Source organism: Telluria sp. ZT3P25, assembly GCF_059685895.1.
In genome coordinates this window covers 1,419,635-1,441,723 of sequence record NZ_JCASIJ010000001.1, presented here as the reverse complement: position 1 = coordinate 1,441,723, position 22,089 = coordinate 1,419,635, and the positions used below count along the sequence as shown (strand labels likewise).

At 65.7% G+C, this 22,089-nt stretch carries 22 protein-coding genes; 9 read left to right on the top strand and 13 right to left on the bottom strand.

Annotated features, from left to right (window positions below; genetic code table 11):
• Positions 1 to 102 precede the first annotated feature (102 nt).
• From AC56LY_RS06615 to AC56LY_RS06600, 4 genes are all read left to right on the top strand, one after another.
• Complete coding sequence (locus tag AC56LY_RS06615; protein WP_499577635.1) at positions 103 to 1,071, top strand: IS1595 family transposase; 969 nt, start codon at positions 103 to 105, stop codon at positions 1,069 to 1,071.
• Positions 1,072 to 1,250: 179 nt separating this feature from the next.
• The gene (gene pepN / locus AC56LY_RS06610; RefSeq protein WP_499577634.1) at positions 1,251 to 3,905 is read left to right on the top strand and encodes an aminopeptidase N; all 2,655 of its coding nucleotides are present in this window, start codon (positions 1,251 to 1,253) and stop codon (positions 3,903 to 3,905) included.
• Positions 3,906 to 3,912: 7 nt separating this feature from the next.
• On the top strand, positions 3,913 to 4,680 hold the full coding sequence (locus AC56LY_RS06605) for a hypothetical protein (protein WP_499577632.1): 768 nt from the start codon (positions 3,913 to 3,915) through the stop codon (positions 4,678 to 4,680).
• A gap of 98 nt (positions 4,681 to 4,778) precedes the next feature.
• The gene (locus AC56LY_RS06600) at positions 4,779 to 5,231 is read left to right on the top strand and encodes an acyl-CoA thioesterase (RefSeq protein WP_499577631.1); all 453 of its coding nucleotides are present in this window, start codon (positions 4,779 to 4,781) and stop codon (positions 5,229 to 5,231) included.
• On the opposite strand, the gene arsC is transcribed toward AC56LY_RS06600, so the two are convergent.
• Positions 5,215 to 5,562 (bottom strand): arsenate reductase (glutaredoxin), encoded by a 348-nt coding sequence (arsC, locus tag AC56LY_RS06595; protein WP_499577628.1) that lies wholly within the window; start codon positions 5,560 to 5,562, stop codon positions 5,215 to 5,217. The genes AC56LY_RS06600 and arsC overlap by 17 nt on opposite strands.
• 190 nt (positions 5,563 to 5,752) lie before the next feature.
• Between arsC and AC56LY_RS06590 the strand changes: the two genes are divergently transcribed.
• Positions 5,753 to 6,385, top strand: coding sequence for a 1-acyl-sn-glycerol-3-phosphate acyltransferase (locus AC56LY_RS06590; protein ID WP_499577627.1), 633 nt, complete (start codon positions 5,753 to 5,755; stop codon positions 6,383 to 6,385).
• A 40-nt stretch (positions 6,386 to 6,425) separates the two neighbouring features.
• Here AC56LY_RS06590 and AC56LY_RS06585 read toward each other — a convergent pair whose 3' ends face one another.
• A complete protein-coding gene (locus tag AC56LY_RS06585; RefSeq protein WP_499577624.1) occupies positions 6,426 to 6,872 on the bottom strand; it encodes an ester cyclase in 447 nt (148 codons plus the stop codon).
• A 145-nt stretch (positions 6,873 to 7,017) separates the two neighbouring features.
• Here AC56LY_RS06585 and AC56LY_RS06580 point away from each other — a divergent pair, with 145 nt between their 5' ends.
• Entirely contained in the window at positions 7,018 to 7,878 is an 861-nt protein-coding gene (locus AC56LY_RS06580; RefSeq protein ID WP_499577622.1) for a LysR family transcriptional regulator, read from the top strand.
• Between the two features lie 38 nt (positions 7,879 to 7,916).
• On the opposite strand, the gene AC56LY_RS06575 is transcribed toward AC56LY_RS06580, so the two are convergent.
• The 10 genes from AC56LY_RS06575 to AC56LY_RS06530 form a co-directional block, all read right to left on the bottom strand.
• A complete protein-coding gene (locus tag AC56LY_RS06575) occupies positions 7,917 to 9,611 on the bottom strand; it encodes a SulP family inorganic anion transporter (RefSeq protein ID WP_499577620.1) in 1,695 nt (564 codons plus the stop codon).
• A gap of 73 nt (positions 9,612 to 9,684) precedes the next feature.
• Positions 9,685 to 10,263, bottom strand: coding sequence for a HupE/UreJ family protein (locus AC56LY_RS06570; RefSeq protein ID WP_499577617.1), 579 nt, complete (start codon positions 10,261 to 10,263; stop codon positions 9,685 to 9,687).
• A gap of 15 nt (positions 10,264 to 10,278) precedes the next feature.
• On the bottom strand, positions 10,279 to 10,902 hold the full coding sequence (gene ureG, locus AC56LY_RS06565; protein WP_499577614.1) for an urease accessory protein UreG: 624 nt from the start codon (positions 10,900 to 10,902) through the stop codon (positions 10,279 to 10,281).
• 23 nt (positions 10,903 to 10,925) lie between these two features.
• Positions 10,926 to 11,591, bottom strand: coding sequence for an urease accessory protein UreF (locus tag AC56LY_RS06560; RefSeq protein WP_499577611.1), 666 nt, complete (start codon positions 11,589 to 11,591; stop codon positions 10,926 to 10,928).
• 7 nt (positions 11,592 to 11,598) lie between these two features.
• Positions 11,599 to 12,132 (bottom strand): urease accessory protein UreE, encoded by a 534-nt coding sequence (ureE, locus tag AC56LY_RS06555; RefSeq protein WP_499577608.1) that lies wholly within the window; start codon positions 12,130 to 12,132, stop codon positions 11,599 to 11,601.
• A 9-nt stretch (positions 12,133 to 12,141) separates the two neighbouring features.
• Positions 12,142 to 13,842, bottom strand: coding sequence for an urease subunit alpha (gene ureC / locus AC56LY_RS06550; RefSeq protein ID WP_499581968.1), 1,701 nt, complete (start codon positions 13,840 to 13,842; stop codon positions 12,142 to 12,144).
• Positions 13,842 to 14,180 carry an urease subunit beta gene (locus AC56LY_RS06545; RefSeq protein ID WP_499577606.1) on the bottom strand — a complete coding sequence of 113 codons (339 nt, stop codon included), beginning with the start codon at positions 14,178 to 14,180 and terminating at the stop codon, positions 13,842 to 13,844. The genes ureC and AC56LY_RS06545 overlap by 1 nt, the downstream gene beginning before the upstream one ends.
• Before the next feature lie 12 nt (positions 14,181 to 14,192).
• Positions 14,193 to 14,495 (bottom strand): urease subunit gamma, encoded by a 303-nt coding sequence (locus AC56LY_RS06540; protein WP_499577604.1) that lies wholly within the window; start codon positions 14,493 to 14,495, stop codon positions 14,193 to 14,195.
• A 27-nt stretch (positions 14,496 to 14,522) separates the two neighbouring features.
• Positions 14,523 to 15,362, bottom strand: a complete 840-nt coding sequence (locus AC56LY_RS06535; RefSeq protein WP_499577603.1) for an urease accessory protein UreD — start codon at positions 15,360 to 15,362, stop codon at positions 14,523 to 14,525.
• A 103-nt stretch (positions 15,363 to 15,465) separates the two neighbouring features.
• Positions 15,466 to 16,938, bottom strand: a complete 1,473-nt coding sequence (locus tag AC56LY_RS06530; RefSeq protein ID WP_499577600.1) for a GGDEF domain-containing protein — start codon at positions 16,936 to 16,938, stop codon at positions 15,466 to 15,468.
• Between the two features lie 176 nt (positions 16,939 to 17,114).
• Here AC56LY_RS06530 and AC56LY_RS06525 point away from each other — a divergent pair, with 176 nt between their 5' ends.
• Genes AC56LY_RS06525 through AC56LY_RS06515 form a run of 3 tightly spaced genes read left to right on the top strand, consistent with a single transcriptional unit; the run spans position 17,115 to position 19,396 of the window.
• Positions 17,115 to 18,080, top strand: a complete 966-nt coding sequence (locus tag AC56LY_RS06525; protein WP_499577595.1) for an SDR family oxidoreductase — start codon at positions 17,115 to 17,117, stop codon at positions 18,078 to 18,080.
• Between the two features lie 24 nt (positions 18,081 to 18,104).
• Positions 18,105 to 19,160: a non-homologous end joining protein Ku gene (gene ku, locus AC56LY_RS06520; RefSeq protein WP_499577591.1), complete on the top strand. Its 1,056-nt coding sequence runs from the start codon at positions 18,105 to 18,107 to the stop codon at positions 19,158 to 19,160.
• 2 nt (positions 19,161 to 19,162) lie between these two features.
• Positions 19,163 to 19,396 (top strand): hypothetical protein, encoded by a 234-nt coding sequence (locus AC56LY_RS06515; RefSeq protein WP_482898439.1) that lies wholly within the window; start codon positions 19,163 to 19,165, stop codon positions 19,394 to 19,396.
• 22 nt (positions 19,397 to 19,418) lie between these two features.
• Here AC56LY_RS06515 and ligD read toward each other — a convergent pair whose 3' ends face one another.
• The gene (gene ligD / locus AC56LY_RS06510; protein WP_499577588.1) at positions 19,419 to 21,977 is read right to left on the bottom strand and encodes a DNA ligase D; all 2,559 of its coding nucleotides are present in this window, start codon (positions 21,975 to 21,977) and stop codon (positions 19,419 to 19,421) included.
• Positions 21,978 to 22,089: the final 112 nt, after the last annotated feature.

Here is a 22,089-nt window from a genome sequence, read left to right as displayed (position 1 = left end):
GGTCCTGTTTTTTTTGGCGCAGTCAACGTTAAATAGAGCCGAGCTATGAACTGATCAGCGGTCCGATGGTCCAACGCCTGTCCCCAGCGTCAGGAGTCGATCATGAAAGCGCCCCGTTTCAAGAACTGGTTTGCCAGGTTGCCAGCGCTGAATCAGCCACAGCGCCGGCAAGTGCTCGACGCCCTGCATCCCGCAGCTGGCCTCGACCAGGTAGTGGCACTGATCGCGCAAGCAAGAGCGCCAGCGCGCTGCTGCCCCAGTTGTGGCAACGAACGCTGCAATCGGCACGGATTCGCCAACGACCTGCAGCGCTTTCGCTGCTGCGCCTGTGGCCGCACGTTCAACGACCTGAGCGGCACGCCGCTAGCGCGACTCAGGCACAAGGCCAAATGGCTCGCTTATTCGCAGGTGCTACTCGATTCACTGTCCGTGCGCAAGGGCGCAGACCAGGTCGGCGTGCACCGCAACACGGCATTCCGGTGGCGCCACCGCTTCCTCGATTGGGTCAAACTCGACCGGCCTGCATCGCTCAACGGCATCGTGGAGGCCGATGAGACATTCCTCCTCGAATCGCAAAAAGGATCACGCACGCTCGACCGCCCGCCACGCCGACGGGGCGGGAGCGCGCCCAAGCCGGGCATTTCCCGCCATCTCGATTGCATTCTGGTGGCGCGCGACCGGAATGGCCGCACCATCGATGCCGTCACTGGTCGTGGCGCACTCACGGCCGCGCAACTCGAACGCGATTTGCTGCCCAGACTTGATCCGCAGGCGCTCCTGGTCAGCGACAGCCATGCCGCGTACCGGGCCTTCGCACGCAAGCACAGTATTGCGCACGAGACCGTCAATCTGCGCGCCGGCGTGCGCGTCAGGCATATGGGCAGCCGCGCCATCCACGTACAGAACGTGAACGCGTATCACGAGCGTTTCAAGGACTGGCTACGAGGCTTTCGCGGGGTGGCATCGCGCTACCTGCCCAATTACCTGGGATGGCGCTGGGCCCTGGATGGTGGGCGGGTCAGTTCCGCAGAACAGTTGTTCTGCATCGCAGTCGGCGTCATCAACAGATAAGGTTGACTGAGCTTTTTCTTCGTATTGACGCTTGAATGAAGCATATGTATGCCATATGCATGGGCAAAAAAGGATCGTCGTGATGGGTGTCCAGCCACGAACGTTAGTGATATTCTTGCGCGATTGTTAGATTGTTACTGTGCGCACGTCTCGATGCGCCTACCGAGAGAGGATTTTCAGTGAACGTTCCAGCACACCGCGCCATGGCGCTTGCCATCGCTTCCGCCATCGCCTTGGGCGGCGCCGTCCACGCTGCGCCGGCAGCCCAGGGCGCGCGCGCCGAGACGCCGTTCCTGTCACAGGTCGACGCCTTTGCCCGCTCCGCACGCGTATCGAACGTGGACTATGTGCTGGACTTCACGCTGACCGGCAAGGAAACCTTTGCCGGCACGACCACCGTCACGTTCGACCTGAAGGATGCCGACGCGCCGGTCACGCTCGACCTGAAGGACGCCACCGTCAAATCGGTCAGCGTCAACGGCAAGCCGGTCGCCACGCGCTACAACAAGTGGTTCGTCACGCTCGACGCGGCCAGCCTGGCCAAGGGCCGCAATACGGTTGTCATCGATTACGAGCGCCTGCACAGCACCAATGGCGAAGGCCTGCACCGCATGGTCGATCCGGCCGATGGCCGCGTCTACACCTATTCGCACTTCGAGCCGGTCGCCGCCCAGCAGATGTTCGCGGTGTTCGACCAGCCCGACCTGAAAGCCAGCTACACGGTGTCGGTCACCGCGCCGCGCGACTGGCACGTGGTCACGACCACGCGCGAAACCAAGATCGACGAGCGTGGCGCAAACCGCCACTGGACCTTCAAGACCACCAAGCGACTCAGCCCATACAACTTCTCGCTGCACGCCGGCCCGTACCAGGTCTGGGAAGACAACAGCGGCAAGTACCCGATGCGCCTGTTCGCGCGCCAGTCGCTGGCCAAGCTGGTGGTGCCAGACGACTGGTTCCGCCAGACCAAGGCTGGCCTCGGCTTCTTCGAAGAATACTTCGGCGTCCCGTATCCATTCGAAAAATACGACCAGCTGATCGTGCCGGACTTCCTGTACGGCGCGATGGAAAACGCCGGCGCGATCACGTTTGCCGAAGCGCGCTATGGCGTGGCCAACATGACGGCCGAGCAGAAGCAGTCGCTGACCGAAGTGATCATGCACGAGATGGCGCACCAGTGGTTCGGCAACCTGGTGACCATGAAGTGGTGGAACGGCCTGTGGCTGAACGAAAGCTTCGCGTCCTTCATGGGCGTGCTGGCGACCGTCGAATCGACCGAGTTCAAGGATTCGTGGCAGAAGTTCTACCAGAGCGGCAAGCAGCGCGCCTACATCCAGGACCAGACTGCCAGCACGCACCCGATCGAAGTGCCGGTGCCGTCGTCGAGCAATGCCTTCGACAACATCGATGCGATCACCTATTCAAAAGGCGGCTCGACGCTCAAGCAGCTGCGCCACCTGCTGGGCGAAGACGTGTTCCGCAAGGGCGTGCACAACTACCTGGTCAAGTACTCGTGGAAGAACGCGACGCTCGACGATTTCATCGGCAGCCTCGGTGAAGCGGCCGGCCGCGACCTGTCCGGCTGGACCAAGCAGTGGCTGTACAACGCCGGCGTGAACACCATCGCCGCGAACTACAGCTGCAGCGGTGGCAAGATCCGCAACTTCACGCTGGCGCAGACCGCGCCATCGAAAGACCTGCCGACGCTGCGCGAACAGCGTGTGCAGATCGGCGCCTTCAAGATCGACGGCGGCAAGCTGACGCTCGTGAAGAACGTCCCCGTCACCTACACGGGCGCCAGGACCGTCGTGCCGGACATGAATGGCATGGCCTGCCCGGATCTGGTCTACCCGAACTACCAGGACTGGGGCTACGCCAAGGTCAAGCTGGACAAGCGCTCGTTCGCCACCGCGCGCACCAGCCTGGCCAAGGTCGACGATCCGCTGCTGCGCGCGATGTTGTGGCAAAGCCTGTGGGATGGCGTGCGCGACGCCGAGATGCCACTGAATGACTTCATCACCGTGGCGCTGAACAATGCGCCGCTCGAGAAGGATTACACGCTGCTGGGCGATGTGCTGGGCAAGGTCAGCGAGTCGAAGGCCTACCTCAATGCGATGAACCTGGATAACGCCTACACGCGCCAGACCACGCTGGCACTGGAAAAAATGGCGTGGGACGGCGTGCTGGCCAACAAGGGCAACGCAGACTTCCAGCGCCGCTGGTTCAACCAGTACATCGGCGTTGCCAGCAGCCCGGACGCGCTGACACGCCTGGCCGGTATCCTGGGCGGCCAGGTCGATGCGGCCGGCGTGCCGGTGGGCCAGCCGCAGCGCTGGTCGATCATCGCGCGCCTGAACCGGTACAACTATCCGGGCGCGTTCGACCTGATCGCGCAGGAGTCGGCGCGCGACAAGTCGGACGCCGGCCAGATCGCGGCCGTGGCAGCGACCGTCATCCGCCCCGATGCCGCCGTCAAGGCGGACTGGGTCAAGCAGATCGAAGACCAAAAGACGGCATTGCCGTTCTCGCGCATCCGCACCGCGATGGGCAGCATCTTCCCGGCCGAACAGGGCGCACTCAATGAGCGCGATGCCGATGCGCGCCTGGCGCGCCTGCCGCAGGTGGACAAGACGGGCGGTCCAGTCTTCATGCGCGCCTATGCGGGCACGATGATCCCGGCGACCTGCACGCCGCAAAGCGTGGCGCGTCTGAGCCGCGCGGCGGCCACGATGACGGACCTGTCGGCGTTCACGCGCCGCACGCTGCTCGACACACTGCAGGACGATCAGCGCTGCGTGGCGATCAAGGCAAAGCTGAGCGCACCAAAAGGCTGATCGCCACATGCTGGCTGCCTGGGTCCTGACGCCACGCCGCGCGCCCGGCTGGCCGCTTGCGGTCACCCTTGGCCTGCACCTGCTGCTGGGCTGGTGGTGGTTGCAGGTGACCGGCGTACGGGTGCTGCCGGCGACTATGTCGGCGCCCCGTGAGTTCATCGTGGTGGCAGTGTTGGCGCCAGCGCCTTCGCGTTCTTCCGCTGCACCCGCTGCACCCGCTGCCGCAGCGTCACCACGACCGCGCGCAGCGCAGGCACTTCCTGCGCGCGCCGCCCCTGCCGCGCCGCCAGTGGCGCTACAACCGATCACGCCAGCGCCTGCAGACACCGCGCCGCCTGCGGCCACGAGCGAACCTGCTGCAGATCCCTTCCCCACCTCGCCCGGCGCAGCACAAGACACCACCGCCACAGGCGACGACAGCCTGGCCAACCGCGGCAAGCGCACGGCAGGCGCGGTCGATCACGAGCTGCGCAAGGGGAAGCTGGCGCCGCTGGACCCAGGCGACAGCAAATGGCAGCGCTTCGCGGAGGCCGTCAGCAATGCCCGCGTGGACACCTCGCGCACGCTGATATCGGAAAGTTATACGGCGCCGGACGGCGTTGTCGTGTACCGTTTCCGCCTGGCCGGGCGCACCTGGTGCCGCACCGGCGGCGGCATCAGGCCGAGCCCGTTCGGCGCCCAGGCTGGCGGCGCGGAGCTGTTCGACAAGGCCGGTGGTGGTGGCTTTGCTGGCACGGTCCGATGCCCGACCCGGGTGGAGTTCAAGCCCGACTGAACTGCTGGCACGCGTCGTGCACTCGCCACTCACCGTCACGCGACCCTGCCGTAAAATGGCCGGACTTGCGGCTCCCTGCCGCTCACGGAGACAACACATTGGACTGGGATTATCCGCAACCGTTCATCCTGGCGGTGACGCCACAGGCCGGCGACATCGATGGCCTGAACCATACAAATAACGCGGTGTACGTGCGCTGGTGCGAACAGGCCGGCTGGGCGCACTCGGACAGTCTGGGCCTGTCGCTCGACGACTACCGGCGCCTGGACCGGGCGATGGCGATCCGGCGCGGCGAATACGATTACCTGCTGCCCACGTTCGTTGGCGAAGCGCTGCGCCTGGCCACCTGGCTGGTTGGGGGCGACGGCAAGCTATCCATGGAACGGCGCTTCCAGCTCGTGCGCGAGAGCGATGGCGCCACCGTGTTGCGCGGGCGCTGGGACTTGGTCTGCATCGAACTCTCGAGTGGCCGGCCGCGCCGCATGCCTGCGCCATTCCTGGACACGTATATGCCGGTGATCGTGGGCGGCGCGCCTACAGGATCTCGTTGACGCGCGTGAACGGCCGGCACAGCCGCACGCCGTTGGGTGTCACGACAAATGGCCGTTCGATCAGGATCGGATGCTCGACCATCGCGTCCAGCAATGCGTCGTCACCCGTGCCGGGCTGATCCAGGCCTAGTTCCTTAAATACCGATTCCTTGCTGCGCACAGCCTCACGCACCGTGATGCCGGCATCGGCAATCAAGCGGGTCAGCGTGTCACGCGTTGGCGGATTGGCCAGGTAATCGATGATCTGCGGTTCGTGGCCGGCGTCACGGATGGCAGCCAGGGTATTGCGCGAGGTGCCGCAGCGGGCGTTGTGGTAAATCGTGATGGCCATGGTCATAGCAAAGGAGTGGTTCCTGTCAGGTTGTGGTGAATGAGACAGGCACATGATAACCACAGCGCATACCCGTCATCACTATTTCGCTTGTCCCCCCTCCCCGCACGGGCTAGAATCGCACGCTTGATTTTCTTGCGCGTAGCCAATTGCAACCCTTGCAATGTGTTGACGCCACCCTGGAGACCAGATGACCGACTACCTGCTGCGCCCTGCAGCCCTGCCTACCCTGCGCCAGCGCGCGGCGCTGCGCGTGCTGCAGTTTTTTGGCTGGAAGGTGTTCTTCAAACCGTTGCCAGGGCCGCATGGGGTCTGCGTCATCTACCCGCACACGTCGAACTGGGATTTCCCGATCGGCCTGCTGGCCACGTGGGCCATGGGCACGCAGTTCAAATGGCTGGCCAAGGACACGCTGTTCCGGGGCCCGATGGGCCGCCTGATGCGCCACTGGGGCGGCGTGCCGGTCGACCGCCGCGCACCGATGGGCGCAACGCGCCAGCTGGCGGATACCATGCTCGCCGCGCCATCGTTCTGGATCGGCATCACGCCCGAAGGCACGCGCGCCTACCGTGCGAACTGGAAGAGCGGCTTTTACCACCTGGCCGTCACGGCCAACGTGCCGATGGTGCTGGTGCGCTACGACTATGGGAAGAAAGAGCTGAGCCTCGTCGACACGATGACGCCGACCGGCGACGTCGAGCGCGACATGGACGCCATCCGCGCCGTCTATGTCAACAGCCAGGCGCTGTACCCGGAGAATGCCGCGCCGATCGTGCTGGCGCCACCGCGCGACGAACAGCCGGCGCAGCGCAAGCGGGCCTGACCGCTGGCGGTTCGTACAATTTTCGTGGTTGTAACGACGCTCAACCTTGTGGCGGGAACTGGCCAAGCTGCATAAACAGACCAAACCAGTCCTCCATATGCCAGGTCTTGGTGATCAGGCCGCCTTCGAGCGTGTGAAACTCGTGTAACCGGAAGCTCACTTTTTTTCCGGTGGGCGCGATGCCGAACAGCGCGCCCAGATGCGTCCCGCTGATCTCCGCGCGCACGGCAACCTTCCCGGGCTCCTGAATCGTGTCATGGATGGTGATGTGCACGTCCGGAAATGCGGCCGCCAGCATCCGGATGATCGGCTTGATGCCAGCAGGACCCGGGCCCTGCTCCGGGGCCAGCGGAATGTCCTCCCACGCCGGGGAGAGCACGGCATCGACAAGATCCGGGTTTTGTTCGCTGAATGCGCGGTACAGCGTTTCCACGACGGTGAGTTCGGTGCGCAGCTGGTGCGCCAGGGCTGTCGTTGATATCGTCATCGGAAGGATCTGCTCGAAGTTGAATGAAGCGCCAGTGTGTTCCCCGCAGTTCGATCAGTCCAACAAATAACCGATATACCGTATTATTCGGCTCATGGATTTTCATGGCCTGGATTTGAATTTGCTGGTTGCGTTCGATGCGTTGATGAACGAACGCAATGTCACGCGTGCTGCAACGCAGGTAGGCGTCAGCCAACCGGCAATGAGCGCTGCCTTGTCGCGTCTGCGGACCTTGCTGGGCGATCCCCTGTTCCAGCGCAGCAGCACTGGCTTGGTCCCCACCGCACGCGCACGCGATCTGGCCGCGCCCGTGGCCGCGGCGCTGCGTCAGATCGAATTGGCGATGCTGACGCAGCCCGCGTTCGAACCCGGAACGGCATCGATGACATTCAAACTGGGTCTGCAGGATTACCCGACACTGATCCTGTTACCGGCGCTCGTGGAAGCGCTCGAACGGGCCACGCCCGGCGTATCGTTGAATGTGCTTGCATACAACGACCGGGATACTGCCGTCGACCTGCTCGATGCCGGATCGATCGATGTCGCCATTGGCGTCGCGCCGACCGTCATGGATGCCCGCATCCTCACGCGGCCTTTGATGCGCGATACCTTTGTCACGATCGTATCGACCGACCATCCGGCGGCCAGTCACCCGATGGACTTGCGCACCTATCTCGACCTGCAGCACGTGCTCGTGTCACCCGAAGGGCAGTTGCATGGTCTCGTCGATCAAACCCTCGCGCAACAGGGCAAGCAACGCAAGCTTGCCTTGACCTTGCCGCAACTGTTTGCCGTGCCCGCGGTGATTGCGCGCACCAATATGGCGGCCACCATCCTCAAGCGCGTGGCAATGCATGCGCAGGCCAACCACCGGCTCGTGATGTTCCCACCACCCCTGGCACTGCCGGACATCACGTTTCACCTGATATGGCACCGCCGTAGCGACAGCAACCCAGCGCAACAATGGTTCAGGGAGTTCATTGCAGCGCAGTCAGCTGCAATGTAATCATCGGTTGGGTTGAATGCAGCAGCGCACGCGTACTGCTACTGCGCATCCGCCCGCTGCGTGGCGGCTGCCGGTGTGCCGGCTGCACGCGATCCGGCCAGCTGGTCCCAGGCGATGGCGGCGCTCAGGAATATTTGGCCGTTGAGTTTACTCAGAAGATCGCTTTCCTTGAGCCGGTCCATGACCGGCCCCTTCACTTCGGCCAGGTGCATCAGCACGCCGCGCTGGTTCAGCGAGCTGTTCAACTCTTCGAGGCCGAACAGCGCCGACGTGTCGATCGCATTCACGGCCGACAGCACCAGCACCAGATGGCGCGTGCCCCCATGCGCGACGAGTTCTTCATCGATGCGCTCGTTGACTGCATCCACATTACCGAAGAACAGGCCCGCATCGACGCGCAGCATCAGCAGCCCTGGTGTCGTTTCGGCCGAGTAGCGGTCGACGTTGCGGAAGTGTTCGGTGCCATGGATGCGGCCCAGCACCGCGATGTGCGGCCGGCTGGCGCGCCAGATCAACACCACCATCGACAGCGCCACGCCCACCAGTACCCCCGCTTCGACGCCCAGCACCAGTACCCCGCCGGCGGTGGCCAGCAGCGCCAGCGCATCGGCGCGGTCGTAGCGCCAGGCGGTACGCAGCGTCGACAGGTCGAGCATCCCGAGCACGGCCACGATGATCGTCGCGGCCAGCGTCGGCAGCGGCAGCAGTGCGAGCCAGCCAGTGGGCAGCACGAGCGCCAGCGCCAGCAGGCCAGCCGTGATCATGCTGGCCAGTTGCGTGTTGGCGCCGGCCGCGAAATTGACGGCCGATCGCGACAGGCTGCCGGTGACGGGGAAACCGCCGGTCAGCGCGCTGCCGACGTTGGCGGCGCCAAGGCCGACCAGTTCGCGGTTGCTGACCAGCTTCTCGCCACCGCGCTTGAGCGCCAGCGCCTGCGCGCCCGACATGCTGATCAGGAACACCATGAAGCCGATCAGGAGCGCCGGTTGCAGCAAGGCTTGCCAGTGCTGCGACGACGTCGCCAGGTTCAGGCCCGGCAAGCCGGTCGGCACGGCGCCCGTGGTGGCCACGCCCATCTGTGCGAGACCCAGCTGCTGCACGAGCGCCATTGCGCCCAGCACGACGGCGATCGGCGCCAGCTTGGACCCGACGTCGGCCGCCGCTGCGGGCACGCGCAGCCGGCGCAGCAGCGGCGCCAGGTGGCTGCGCGCGGCCAGCAGTAGCACAAGCGAGCCCACACCCAGCAGGATGCTCGGCCAGTGCGGCCGCATGCCGAGCTCGATGGGGCCACCTACCAGCGTGCGCAACTGGCCCCAGGCGATCATGATCGCCGAGCCGATGGTGAATCCGCTCATCACTGGCCGCGAAAAGAAATTGGCGAGAAAGCCGATGCGCAGCAGGCCGCATAGCAGCAGCACCACGCCGGATAACAGCGCCAGTTGCGCCGCCAGCACGCCATACAGCGCCGTGCCGGGCGTGGCCAAGGGCGCCAGCGTTGACGCCGTCATCAGGGAAATGATCGCCATCGGTCCGACCGATTGCGTGCTGCTGGTGCCGAACAGCGCGTACAGCAAGGGCGGGACGATGCTGGCGTAGATGCCGACCGCCGGCGGCAGGCCCGCCACCAGAGCGTAGGCCATGCCCTGCGGGATCATCATCATCGCTACCACGATGCCGGCGCTGATATCGCCCGGCAGCGCGGCGCGCCGGTAGGGGCGCAACCACTCAAGCATGGAAAGTCCTGGCCGGGACGGCCGACGGTAAAAAGAGCGCTAGCGTAGCATAATTACCCGTACCGGCCGGGCATCAGCCGGCCAGCGCCACGAGCCAGATGCCCGCCGCGCCGATGGCCGCAGCCAGGGGCCGGCGCAGGCGCTCGCCCGGGATGGCGCCGAGCAGCATCAGCCCGGCGCTGGCCAGGAGAAAGCCGGCGCCGCTGGCCATGCCGGTCAGTTCATTGCCGTGCGCGAGGCCATGCACGAAGGCGCAGGCGCCGACAGTGAGCACGGCCAGTTGCGACTGCTGCAGACGCGGCGCGCATGCCGCCAGCACGCCCAGCAGCAGCACCGTGGCGGCAATGGACAGTTCAAGCGCCGGCAACGCGACGCCGCCAGTGCTGGCCGCGCCCAGCGCCATCATCAGGAGGAACGTCGGTGCGAGCAGGTAGCCATGCTGCTGGCGGCTCCAGAGGCCGACCGCGAGCAACGCCAGCAAATGGTCGACGCCCGTTACCGGGTGCAGCAGGCCGGCCACGAAGCCGCTGTCAGGCGCGTGACCGGGATGCGCGGCCGCCGGCAGCGCCAGTGTCAGAGCGATGACGGCCACGCCCGCGCGCACCAGGTGATTGCGGGTTGCGTGGCGCAGCGAAATCAACTGTTTCATCATGATCGTCTCCTTGTCTTATTGGTGGACTGCGTCGAGCAGGCCCTGTTCGCGGATGAACGCGACCACGTCCTGCACGCCCTCGCCCGTGCGCAGATTGGTAAACACGAATGGCCGCTCGCCGCGCTGGCGGCGTGCGTCGCTTGCCATCACCGCCAGGTCCGCCCCCACATGCGGCGCCAGGTCGGTCTTGTTGATGATCAGGAGGTCCGAGCGCGTGATGCCCGGGCCGCCCTTGCGAGGGATCTTCTCGCCGCCGGCGACATCGATCACGTACAGCGTCAGGTCGGACAGCTCCGGACTGAAGGTCGCGGCCAGGTTGTCGCCGCCCGATTCGACCAGCACCAGTTCCAGGTCGGGAAAGTCAGCCTGCAAACGCGCGATGGCTTCCAGGTTGATCGACGCGTCTTCGCGGATTGCCGTGTGCGGGCACCCGCCCGTCTCCACGCCCATCAGGCGCTCGGGCGCGAGTGCGCCGGCGCGCAGCAGGATGTCCATGTCTTCGCGCGTGTAGATGTCGTTGGTGATCACGGCCATGTCGTAATCGTCGCGCATGTGGCGGCACAGCAGTTCGCACAGCGCGGTCTTGCCCGAGCCTACCGGCCCGCCGATGCCTACCCGCAGCGGATTGGAGGTTGTCATGCCTGCTCCTTCTTGATGAATGATCACGACCGGTACAACCGGCCATGCTGCACTTCGTGGCGCATCGACAGCATTGACAGGCCGGGCGCCCAGTTCGACAATTCGTCGTCCGGCAAACACCGCGCCAACTCAACCGCGCGCTCGATCTCGGGCCGCAGCGACAGCAGCAGGCGCTGGCCGGCGACCTGCCCCAGCGGCACCGACTTGACGCACACCAGTACCTGGTTCTCGACCCACGCGAACACCATCGCCAGCAGCGCTTCTTCGTGCGGGATAGCCAGTCCGTCGACGGCGCAGGCAAATGCCAGCGGCAGCGTGACGTCCTCGCCCAGCGCGCGCGTGTCGGCCACGCCCAGCTCCGCGATCAGGCGCCCCAGCGAATAGCCCATCTGGACCGATTCAGCGCGCAGTTCGGCCGTGTCGCGCGACGCCAGGAAGCACCCGCCCCAGTGCGCGATCGCTTCGGCGTCGCGCGCAGCGAACGCTGTCAAAAGACGCCACAACACCGGCGCATCCCAGCGCGCCACCACGTCATGCAGGTAGTGCACGATCCACGCGCGGGCGCTATCGGCATCCGTGACCAGGCCTTCTTCCAGCGCCGCTTCGAGACCCTGTGAATAGCTGTAGCCGCCAATCGGCAGGGCCGGACTGGCAAACTGCAGCAGGTGCAGCAGGCTGGCGGCGTTCATGTCGCACTCATGTGAGATTCGGCTCGACCGGCGCACCGTCCGACGGCCGGTGAATCTTCTGGCGCAGGGGCACCGGCGCCAGCAAGCCGCCCGGCCCCTGCTCGTGATGGTGCCCGTGACCGCCGCCATACGCGCCCGCCTCTGGCTCGAATTTCGCGAGCTCTTCACCAACGTCCGCCCCCAGCCCTTCGACCATCTCGCGCAGCACCGGATCGACACGGATGCGCAGCCAGCCCGGGCCGACCTGCGTCTGCGTATGGCGGTTCCCCAGGTGGAAAGCGCAGCGCGCCAGCAGCGTCGCGTCGCCGCAGCGCACGACATAGGTCGGCTCGAGCGCGGCCTCGACGCGCACCACGCGCCCGCCTTCGCCCAGCAGCAGGTCGCCATCGCGCAGCACGGTGCCGCGCACGAGGAACAACGCGACCTCTTCGCCCGAGACCAGGCGCGCGCGCTGGCGGCAGCGCTCGCGTTGTTCGAACGGCAGCAGCAGCGTGTCGTGCACGACGTCGGCGACAACGATGCGGGTATGCAGTGAAATCATGGATGGCCTCTAGAACAGGAAGTAACGCTGCGCCAGCGGCAGCACGCTGGCCGCTTCGCACACCAGCAGGCGGCCGTCGGCGCGCACTTCATAGGTTTCGGGATCGACTTCCATCTGCGGCGTGGCGCCGTTGTGGATCATGTCGCGCTTGCGCAGGCCGCGCGTGCCACGCACGGCGATCGTCGTCTTGCTCAAGCCCAGCGTGCCTGCGATGCCCGCCTCGAACGCGCTTTGCGACACGAACGTGAACGACTTGCGCAGGCCGCCGCCAAACGCGCCGAACATGGGCCGGTAATGCACCGGCTGCGGCGTCGGGATCGATGCATTCGGGTCGCCCATCAGGCTGGCCGCGATCATGCCGCCCTTGACCACCATCGACGGCTTGACGCCAAAGAAGGCCGGCCGCCACAGCACGATGTCGGCGATCTTGCCTACTTCCAGCGAGCCGACGACATGCGCGATGCCGTGGGTAATGGCGGGATTGATCGTGTACTTGGCGATGTAGCGCTTGACGCGGGCATTGTCGTTGCGTGACGAGTCGCCTGCCAACGCGCCGCGCTGCACCTTCATCTTGTGCGCCGTCTGCCAGGTACGCATGATCGTCTCCCCCACGCGGCCCATCGCCTGCGAGTCCGACGACATCATCGAGATTGCCCCCAGGTCGTGCAGGATGTCCTCGGCGGCGATCGTCTCGCGCCGGACGCGCGACTCGGCAAACGCCACGTCTTCGGCAATCGCCGGATCAAGGTGGTGGCAGACCATCAGCATGTCCAGGTGCTCGTCGAGTGTATTGACCGTGAAGGGCCGCGTGGGATTGGTCGACGATGGCAGCACGTTGTCGTAGCCCACGGCCGCGATGATGTCCGGCGCGTGCCCGCCGCCGGCGCCCTCGGTGTGAAAGGTGTGGATCGTGCGGCCCTTGAACGCCGCCACGGTCGACTCCAGAAATCCCGCTTCGTTGAGCGTGTCGGAGTGCAGCGCCACCTGCACATCCAGCCGTTCGGCTACCGACAGGCAGTTGTCGATCGCCGCCGGCGTGCTGCCCCAGTCCTCGTGCAGCTTCAGGCCCACGGCGCCGGCATGGACCTGCTCTTCGAGCGGGCCGGGCTGGCTGACGTTGCCCTTGCCGAAAAAGCCCAGGTTCATCGGGAACGCGTCGGCCGCCTGCAGCATCGAATGAATATGCCAGGCGCCCGGCGTGCAGGTGGTCGCCGCGGTGCCGACGGCCGGCCCGGTGCCGCCGCCCAGCATCGTCGTCATGCCCGAGTACAGCGCCTCGTCGATCTGCTGTGGACAGATGAAATGGATGTGCGTGTCGACGCCGCCGGCCGTGACGATCATGCCTTCGCCGGCGATGATCTCGGTCGCCCCGCCGATGGCCATCGTGACATTCGGCTGGATATCCGGGTTGCCCGCCTTGCCGATGGCGGCAATCAGGCCATCCTTGATGCCGATATCCGCCTTGACGATGCCCCAGTGGTCGACGATGACGGCGTTGGTGATGACGGTGTCCATCACGCCCTCGCGCAGGCGCTGCGACTGGCCCATGCCGTCGCGGATGACTTTGCCGCCGCCGAACTTGACCTCTTCGCCGTAGGTCGCGAAGTCGCGTTCGATCTCGATCACGAGCTCGGTGTCGGCCAGGCGAATCCGGTCGCCCGTGGTCGGACCATACATGTCGGCGTAGGCCTGGCGGCTGAGCGTGACCATCATGCGTCCCCTGGGGTTAGAGACACCGCCGCGGGCAACGGCCCGGACACGCGGCCCTGGAAACCATGCACGATCCGCTCGCCCGCCAGGTCGACCAGTTCCACCGTGCGGCGCTGGCCCGGCTCGAAGCGCACTGCCGTGCCAGCCGCAATGTTCAGCCGCATGCCGAGCGCCGCTTCGCGCTCGAACTGCAGCGCCGGATTGACTTCATAAAAGTGGTAGTGCGAGCCGACCTGCACCGGCCGGTCGCCCGCGTTGGCCACGACCACGGTCAGCGTGCGCCGACCGACGTTGAGTTCGATATCGCCGTCGTCAAGAAAGTATTCGCCTGGGATCACGATAAGCTCCGGCTAGGGGATCGGATGGTGGACGGTTACGAGCTTGGTCCCGTCCGGGAACGTCGCCTCGACCTGGATATCGGGGATCATTTCGGGCACGCCCTCCATTACGTCGGCGCGCGCGAGGATCCTCGTGCCTTCGCTCATCAGCTCGGCCACGCTGCGGCCATCGCGCGCGCCTTCCATGATGGCAGCCGTGATCAGGGCCACCGCTTCCGGATAATTCAGCTTGAGGCCGCGCGCACGCCGGCGTTCAGCCAGCAGCGCAGCAGTAAAGATCAGCAGCTTGTCTTTTTCGCGGGGCGTCAGGTCCATGGGCGGGTCCGTTCCAGGTGAGCCAGTCTAGGTGCGCCAAATACGCGGCGGGCACGCCGGGCGCTCGAGCAGGTGGGGCCGCAGCAATGCCCACACCTGGGCCATGACGGCGCGCGCCGCTTCGCCGTCGTCGCCGAGAAAGCGCGCAACGAACACCGACTTCACCTGGCTCGACGCCAGTTGCGGGTCGAGCGCGCGCACGCGCGCCTGCAGCGCCGGGGGCACGGGCCGACCGACGGCAAGAAAGGTCGCGCACACGGCGTGGCCGCGCATGCCGAGGGGACTGGCGATGCGGTCCGGGGTCAGGATGCCCTGCTCCCACCACAGCAGGTGGCCCTCCTGGCGGATCCGCGTGCGCTGGCGTATCCGTCCGCGCGCAAACGCTTCGCCGGCGGCCACGCGACCGAAGCACAGCACTTCGCTGCCGATATAGATGCTGCCGGCAGCCAGATCGACGTCGTGTTCCAGGTCGACGCTTGCTGCGTCATAGAAGATGGTTTCCTGCGGCAGCCACTCGATGGCAGCGCCCGCGCCAACCCGCAGGCGCACCGCCTGCTGCGACACGCGGCCGTTCGCGCGGTACCACTTGGCCGCGCCGGGACTGGTGGCCAGCACGTTGCAAGCGGGGCCGGCGTCGACGTCGATCTCGAGCCGGTCGCCCCCGACCACGCCACCCGGCGGGTGCACGACGATCACGTGGCAGGCGCCAGGGCCTTCCGGATACAGCGCCTTCTGCACACGCAGCGGGCCGCAGTGCGTGCGGCGCACGAGACGCGTCGTATCGCCATCGCGCACGAAACCCAGCGCCAGGCTGGCTTGCCAGGCAGGAAAGACGGTGGGTGCATCGGTGGGGGTGCAATCGCGCATGCTTGATGAAACAGCACGATGCGTGCCAGCGTCCTTACGTGGCGCGGGACGACTATTTTGCAAGCGACGCGCACCGCGAAGGTGCGCGCTGCACCTGAACGCGTCAGGACATCGCCAGCTCGATGCAGTTGCGGCCGGCCCGTTTGGCGCGCGCCAATGCGGCGTGGGTACGCACCGCCATCGAGTCGCCGCTTTCGCCCTCGCCCAGCTGGGCTACGCCGAGGCTGATCGTCACGTGGTCGCAACCGGGTATTTCCACCTGTTCGATTGCCGCGCGCAGCTTCTCGGCCATCTTCAGCGCGTCGATGGCGCTCGTGTGCGACGCGATGACCTGGAATTCCTCGCCGCCCGAGCGCACCAGCACGTCGCTGGCACGCAGCAGCGCGCGCGCCGTGTCGGCCACCGTGCGCAGCACGAGGTCGCCCACCGGATGACCGAAGGTATCGTTGATATGGCTGAAGCGGTCGATATCGAAAGCGATCAGCGCGAGCGGCAGCCGGTAGCGGCGTGCGCGCTTGATCTCCTGCTCCAGCAAGGCTTCGCCATGGCGCCGGTTGGCCAGATCGGTCAGGGCGTCGGTCGAGGCCAGGTGCGTGACGCGCGCCAGCAACGCCTCGTTCTCGCGCGAGGCCTCGGCCATGCGCAGGCCGTGGGCGGCCAGCCCGGCCAGGGCGTCCAGCGCCTGCAACTGCGCCAGAGAGAGCGGCCGCGCGTCGCTAAACAGCAGGCACAGGGAACCCATGGGCCCGCCCGGCCCCTGCCCCGGGACCGGCACGCCGACGACCATGCGTGCACCAAACGCTTCCAGGCGCGCGGCAAGCGCCGGGTCAGCAAGCGTGTCGAGCGCATCGACCAGCGTCAGCTCGCCGGTCGATGCCGCAAGCAACCCCGGGAACGCATGGCGCAGCGGCGACGGCAAGAGCCTGCCCTCGTGCTCGAGCAGCGCCGCCAGATGCAGGCCAGCGGCGCCCTGCTCGCCCTCGAGATGCAGGTCGCCGTCGCGATGCTGGAACAGCGCCACATGCACGACGCCCGGCCAGCCGGACAGCGCTGCGCACAGGCGCGCGGCAAAGCGGGCGCTGTCGTCGGCGTCGTCCAACGCCTGCTGGCAGGCGGTACGCAGCGCGAGCAGCGTGCGCAGTTCAGTTTCGATCGGCGTGGGCGCAGCTGGCGTTGCCACGGCAAAGCCGGTGCGCATGCGCGCGGCCAGCAGCGCGCGCGTTTGCTGCGCGCGCAGCGGACCGATCGCGTAGTCGAGTGGCCCGAACGCCATCAGCGCCGGCAGCCAGCGCGCGTTCGTGAAAGGACACAGCACCAGCACCGGCGCTCCGGCGCGCGCGCCGATCAAGGCCCCCAGCGACGGCAGATCGACGCCAAGATCGCAGCGTTCGAGATCCAGCACGAGCAGGTCGGCAGGTTCGCGTACCAGCAGGCCGCGCGCCTGCTCTGCGCCGGCGGCCACGCGCAGGTTGGCAAACATGCCATCGCAGCCGTGCTGAAAGTCGGCCCGGCGCTGGCCGACCGGATTGACGAAGACGCAGGTAAAGTCGTCACGCGCGCCGTCTTCTTGATGCATGTTGATTCTCCAGATTGAGTCCAGCCGCACCGTGCCGGCATGGCTGCAAAGCAAGTTTGCCATAAGCGGGCGTGCCAAGCATAGCAATTGTCGTCCTGTGTGTGGGAGCGCACCGTCGTACCACGGTGTGCACCGAATACTCTCTTGAACGAATCCATACTCACGGGAGAATCACCATGGCACATCAAGACGACGTGGCAGCGAAACAGCGCGCCATCCAGCAAGAGCAGGATGCACGCGACGCCGGCAAGACCGAATCCGACAGTAAAGACGCTGTCCAGACTGGCGTCAACCAGCCGGCGCCACCGATGCCGGCGCAGCACCTGGCCAAGCCGGGCCTCGAAGCCGATATGGAAAGCAAGCCGAAATTCATGGCCGAGGGCTACAAAGGCAGCGGCAAGCTCGAAGGCATGGCCGCCATCGTCACCGGCGCCGACTCGGGCATCGGACGCGCGGTGGCGGTGCTGTTCGCACGCGAAGGCGCCGATGTCGCCGTCATGTACCTGAACGAAGACGTCGATGCGGCAGAAACCAGGCGCTGCATCGAAGCCGAAGGCCGCCGCTGCATCACGATCGCGGGCGACGTCAAGGATCCGGCATTCTGCAACGACGCCGTGCAGCAGACACTCAAGGCATTCGGCCGGCTGGACATCCTGGTCAACAACGCCGCATTCCAGGAGCACGCCGATTCGATCCTCGATATCACCGAAGAACGGTTCGAAGAAACCTTCCGCACCAATATCTTCGGCTACTTCCACATGGCCAAGGCCGTCGTGCCGCACCTCAAGCGTGGCGCGTCGATCATCAATACCGGCTCGGTCACGGGCCTGAAAGGCTCGTCCAAGCTGATCGACTATTCGTCGACCAAGGGCGCGATCCACGCGTTCACGATGTCGCTGGCCGGCAGCCTGCTCGACCAGGGCATCCGCGTGAACGCGGTGGCGCCAGGCCCTGTCTGGACGCCACTGAACCCCGCCGACAAGGGCCCGGACGACATCACCGAGTTCGGCGCCAGCACCGACTACCGGCGCCCGGCCCAACCCGAAGAACTGTCGCCAGCCTATGTGTTCCTGGCCTCACCCGTCTGTTCGGGGTACATCACGGGCATCGTGTTGCCGGTCACCGGCGTGGTTGGCGAATAACGTCCGCAGAACGAGGAGCAGGCAATGGCACGCAGCATGTGGAAGGGCGCGATCAGTTTCGGACTGGTCCACATTCCGGTCGATATGTACCCTGCGGTCGAGACCAAGGGGCTGGACCTGACGATGCTCGACCGGCGTGATTTTTCGCCGGTGGGGTTCAAACGCTACAACAAGGGCAATGGCAAGGAAGTCGTGTGGGACGACATCGTCAAGGGCTACGAATACGAGGATGGCGAGTATGTCGTGCTGTCGGACGAAGACCTGCGCCGCGCCAATCCGGAAGCGACGCAGACGATCGATATCCAGGCCTTCGTCGATGCCGGCGATGTGCCGCTGATCTACTACGACCAGCCGTATTACCTGGCACCCGGCAAGGGCGGCGCGAAAGTCTATGCGCTGCTGCGCGAAACGCTGCGCGAAGCGGGCAAGATCGGCATCGCGCACGTGGTCATCCGCGTCAAGCAGCATCTGGCGGCGCTGATCTGCGTGGGCGACACGATCGTGCTCAATACGCTGCGCTACCCGGACGAAATGCGCGACGCGGGCGAACTCAAGATCCCGTCGCCCAATTCGAAGACGGCGTCCGTCACCGTCAAGGAACTCAAGATGGCGATGGCCCTGGTCGAGGGCATGAGCGAAGACTGGGCGCCAGCGCAGTACCACGACAGTTACCGCGAAGACGTGCTGGCCCTGGTCAAGAAGAAGATCAAGGCGAAGCAGACCAAGACCATCACCCAGCCCGAGCCGGAAAAAGAAAAGCGCACGACTGGCAAGGTCATCGACCTGGTCGCGCTGCTCCAGGCCAGTCTTGGCAAGAAGCCGGCCAAGGCGGCGCTGGCGGCGCTTGACGACGATGATGATGACGACGATCCGCCACCGCGCCAGTCGCGCAAACCGGCCGACGACGAGGACAGCGAGGATGACCAGCCACCTCCACGTGCGCGCAAGGCGGCAGCGACGTCAGGGGCCCGTGCCACGGCCACCAAGTCTTTGGCCAAACCGGCAGCCAAGGCACCGGCCAAGAAGGCGGCGGCGGCCAAGTCAGGCACCAGGGCGCCTGCGCGCAAGAAGGCGGCGTGAGGATGGACGGATTCATCGACTTCCTCCAATGGCCTGCGATGGCCGTCAGCCTGATTGCCGCCTACCTGGTCGGCGCCAAGCGCGCCGAGCGCCGCATCCTGGGATTCTGGACCTTCATCTTCAGCAACGTGCTGTGGATCGTCTGGGGCTGGCACGACGAAGCCTGGGCGCTCATCGCGCTGCAGGTTGCGCTGCTGGCGATGAACGTGCGCGGCATCTTCCGGAACGAAGCCTAGGGCACCGCGCCCGCCCACACCTTCAGGGCACGAACCCGAGCTGCTTCATCGCCTTGGTCAGTGTCTTCGCCGCCGTGGCGTAGTCCTGCCACGGCGTATTCCCGACATCGAGCCGCTCGTGCACATTGGCGATCGTCCACTGGTCGCTCGACGTCAGCCTGTCCAGCTCATCCCAGCCCAGCGGCACCGAAATCCCCAGGCCCGGGCGCGAACGCGCCGACCATGCGGCCACCGTCGTCGCGCCCTGCCCGTTGCGCAGGTAATCGATGAAGATCTTCCCCACCCGGTTTTTTGGCCCGCTTTTGAAGGCAAAGCGCTCCGGCAACGTCTGCGCCATGTGGTGCACGATCGCCTGCGAGAAGCGCTTGACCGTGTCCCAGTCGTGGTTACCCTTCATCGGCACCACAACATGCAAGCCCTTGCCGCCGCTGGTTTTCAGGAACGCCGGCAAACCCAGTTCGTCCAGGAAGGCATGCATCAGCTGTGCTGCTTCCTGCATCTCGGGCCACTTGATGCCATCGCCCGGATCGAGGTCGAATACCATCCGGTTCGGCTTCTGGTAACTGCCCTTGAATGCATTCTGGGTATGGATCTCCACCACGTTCCACTGCGCCGATGACAGGATGCCCAGCGGCGTGGCCACCTCCAGCATCGGTGGGTGTTCCGGGTCGAGCGCCTGGTCCAGGTCGCGCAGGCCTGGCATCTTGCGCACATCGACGTGCTTCTGGAAAAACAGTTCGCCGCCTACGCCCTCCGGCGCGCGCACGAGCGAAACCGGGCGCCCTTTCAGGTGTTCCATCATCAGGTCGCCCACCAACGCGTAATAACGCACCAGCGCCAGCTTGGTGGCGCCGGTCGCCTTGTCGATCACGCGCTCGCCATTGGTGATCTTCAGCGACGCGGGCAATTTGCCCTGCGCGGCCACCGGCTCGTCATCGGCAGCGACGTCCTCCACCGGGAGCGCCTGCTCGCGGGTGATGTTTTTGGCCGGCTTGTCCTTGCGCAGCCCCTGGAACACCGGATGGCGCACGGCACCGCCGCTCGTCCAGTCCGAGAAACTCACTTCCGCCACCAGCACCGGCTTGACCCAGTGGTGCGCGCGCCCCGGTACGGCGCGCGGCGGGAACGGGCTCGTGTCAGTGCGCAACGCCTCGAGATGTTCCGCGATGCTGGTCAGGGTCGAATGGTTGAAACCCGAGCCGACGTTGCCGGCGTAGCGCAGCACGCCGTCTTCGTCATGGACCCCGAGCAGCAGCGCGCCGATGCCGGTGCGCGCGCCTTTCGGGTCGGTGTAGCCGCCGATGACGAATTCCTGGCGCCGGCCGCATTTGAGCTTGATCCAGTCGGGCGAGCGGCGCGACACATAGCGCGCGTCGCGCCGCTTGCCGATCACGCCTTCGAGGCCGATCTTGCAGGCGGCGACGATCAGTTCGTCGGGGTTGGCGCCGAATTCGGCGGAAAACCGCACCTTGTCGGATCTGGCTTTCTTGAGCACCTGTTCGAGCACCGTGCGCCGGTCGACCAGCGGCATCTCGCGCAGGTCGTGGCCGTCAAAATACGGCACATCGAACAGGAAGTAATCGATGTCGACGGCGCCGTTGCCATCGAATGCCGCCTGCAGCAGGCCGAAATCGGGCTTGCCATCGTCGTCGTGCACGACGATTTCGCCGTCGTACCAGCCGTCGGGCAGCGCCATGCGTTCCAGCTCTTCCCTTAGTGGCGTGAGCTTGTCGGTCCAGTCGTTGGCGTTGCGCGTGATCAGGCGCACGGCGCCGTCCTCGATGCGGGCGAGCATGCGGTAGCCGTCGAACTTGACTTCGAACAGCCAGTTTTCGGGGTCGGGGGGCGGTGCGTCGACGAGCGTGGCCAGTTCGGGCGAGAATTTGGCGGGAAGCGGCGACTTGGCGTCCTTTGTCGTGGCGCGCTTTGCCGGCGCCTTCTTTGCTGCCGCTTTTTTGACGGGTGCTTTCTTTGCAGGCGCCGCCTTCGCTTCTTCGCGCAGCGCCTCGACCTTCTGCGCGGCCCGCTTGGGCATCGGCAACGCCTTCACGCTGTCAGGCAGTTCGTCGACCAGCGAGAATTCGGCGGCCGGACGTGCGTAATCGTCCTTCTCCTTGATCAGCAGCCAGGGCGGCTGCTTTTCGCCACGGCCCTTCATCCGCACCAGCGTCCAGCGGCCGTGCATCTTGTGACCGTGCAGCGCGAACTTGATGCTGCCCTTGGCAAAGCCCGCGCGCGGGTCTTCCAGCGGCTCCCAGGTGCCCTTGTCCCAGATGATCACCTTGCCAGCGCCGTACTGCTTGGCCGGGATCGTGCCTTCGAAATCCGAGTACGAGATCGGGTGGTCCTCGACCTCCACGGCCATGCGCTTGTCGTGCGTGTCGTAGCTGGGGCCTTTCGGCACGGCCCAGCTTTTCATCGTGCCGTCGAGTTCGAGCCGGAAGTCGTAGTGCAGGCGGCTGGCCCAGTGCTTCTGGATCACGAAGGTCAGCACGTCCTGCCCCGCCTCCCCGCCCTCGGCCGGCTCGGTCGTGATATCGAAATTGCGTTTGGCTTTGTAGGCTTTGAGCGCGTCCGTCATGGCAACCTCTGGGAAATTCGATGATTGCCAGCGTAGCCCGGTAGTGCGCCGCAGACTGTACGGCAACTCACGCTGACAGGGGCTGCTATGATTACAGCAAGCCGCCAATCGC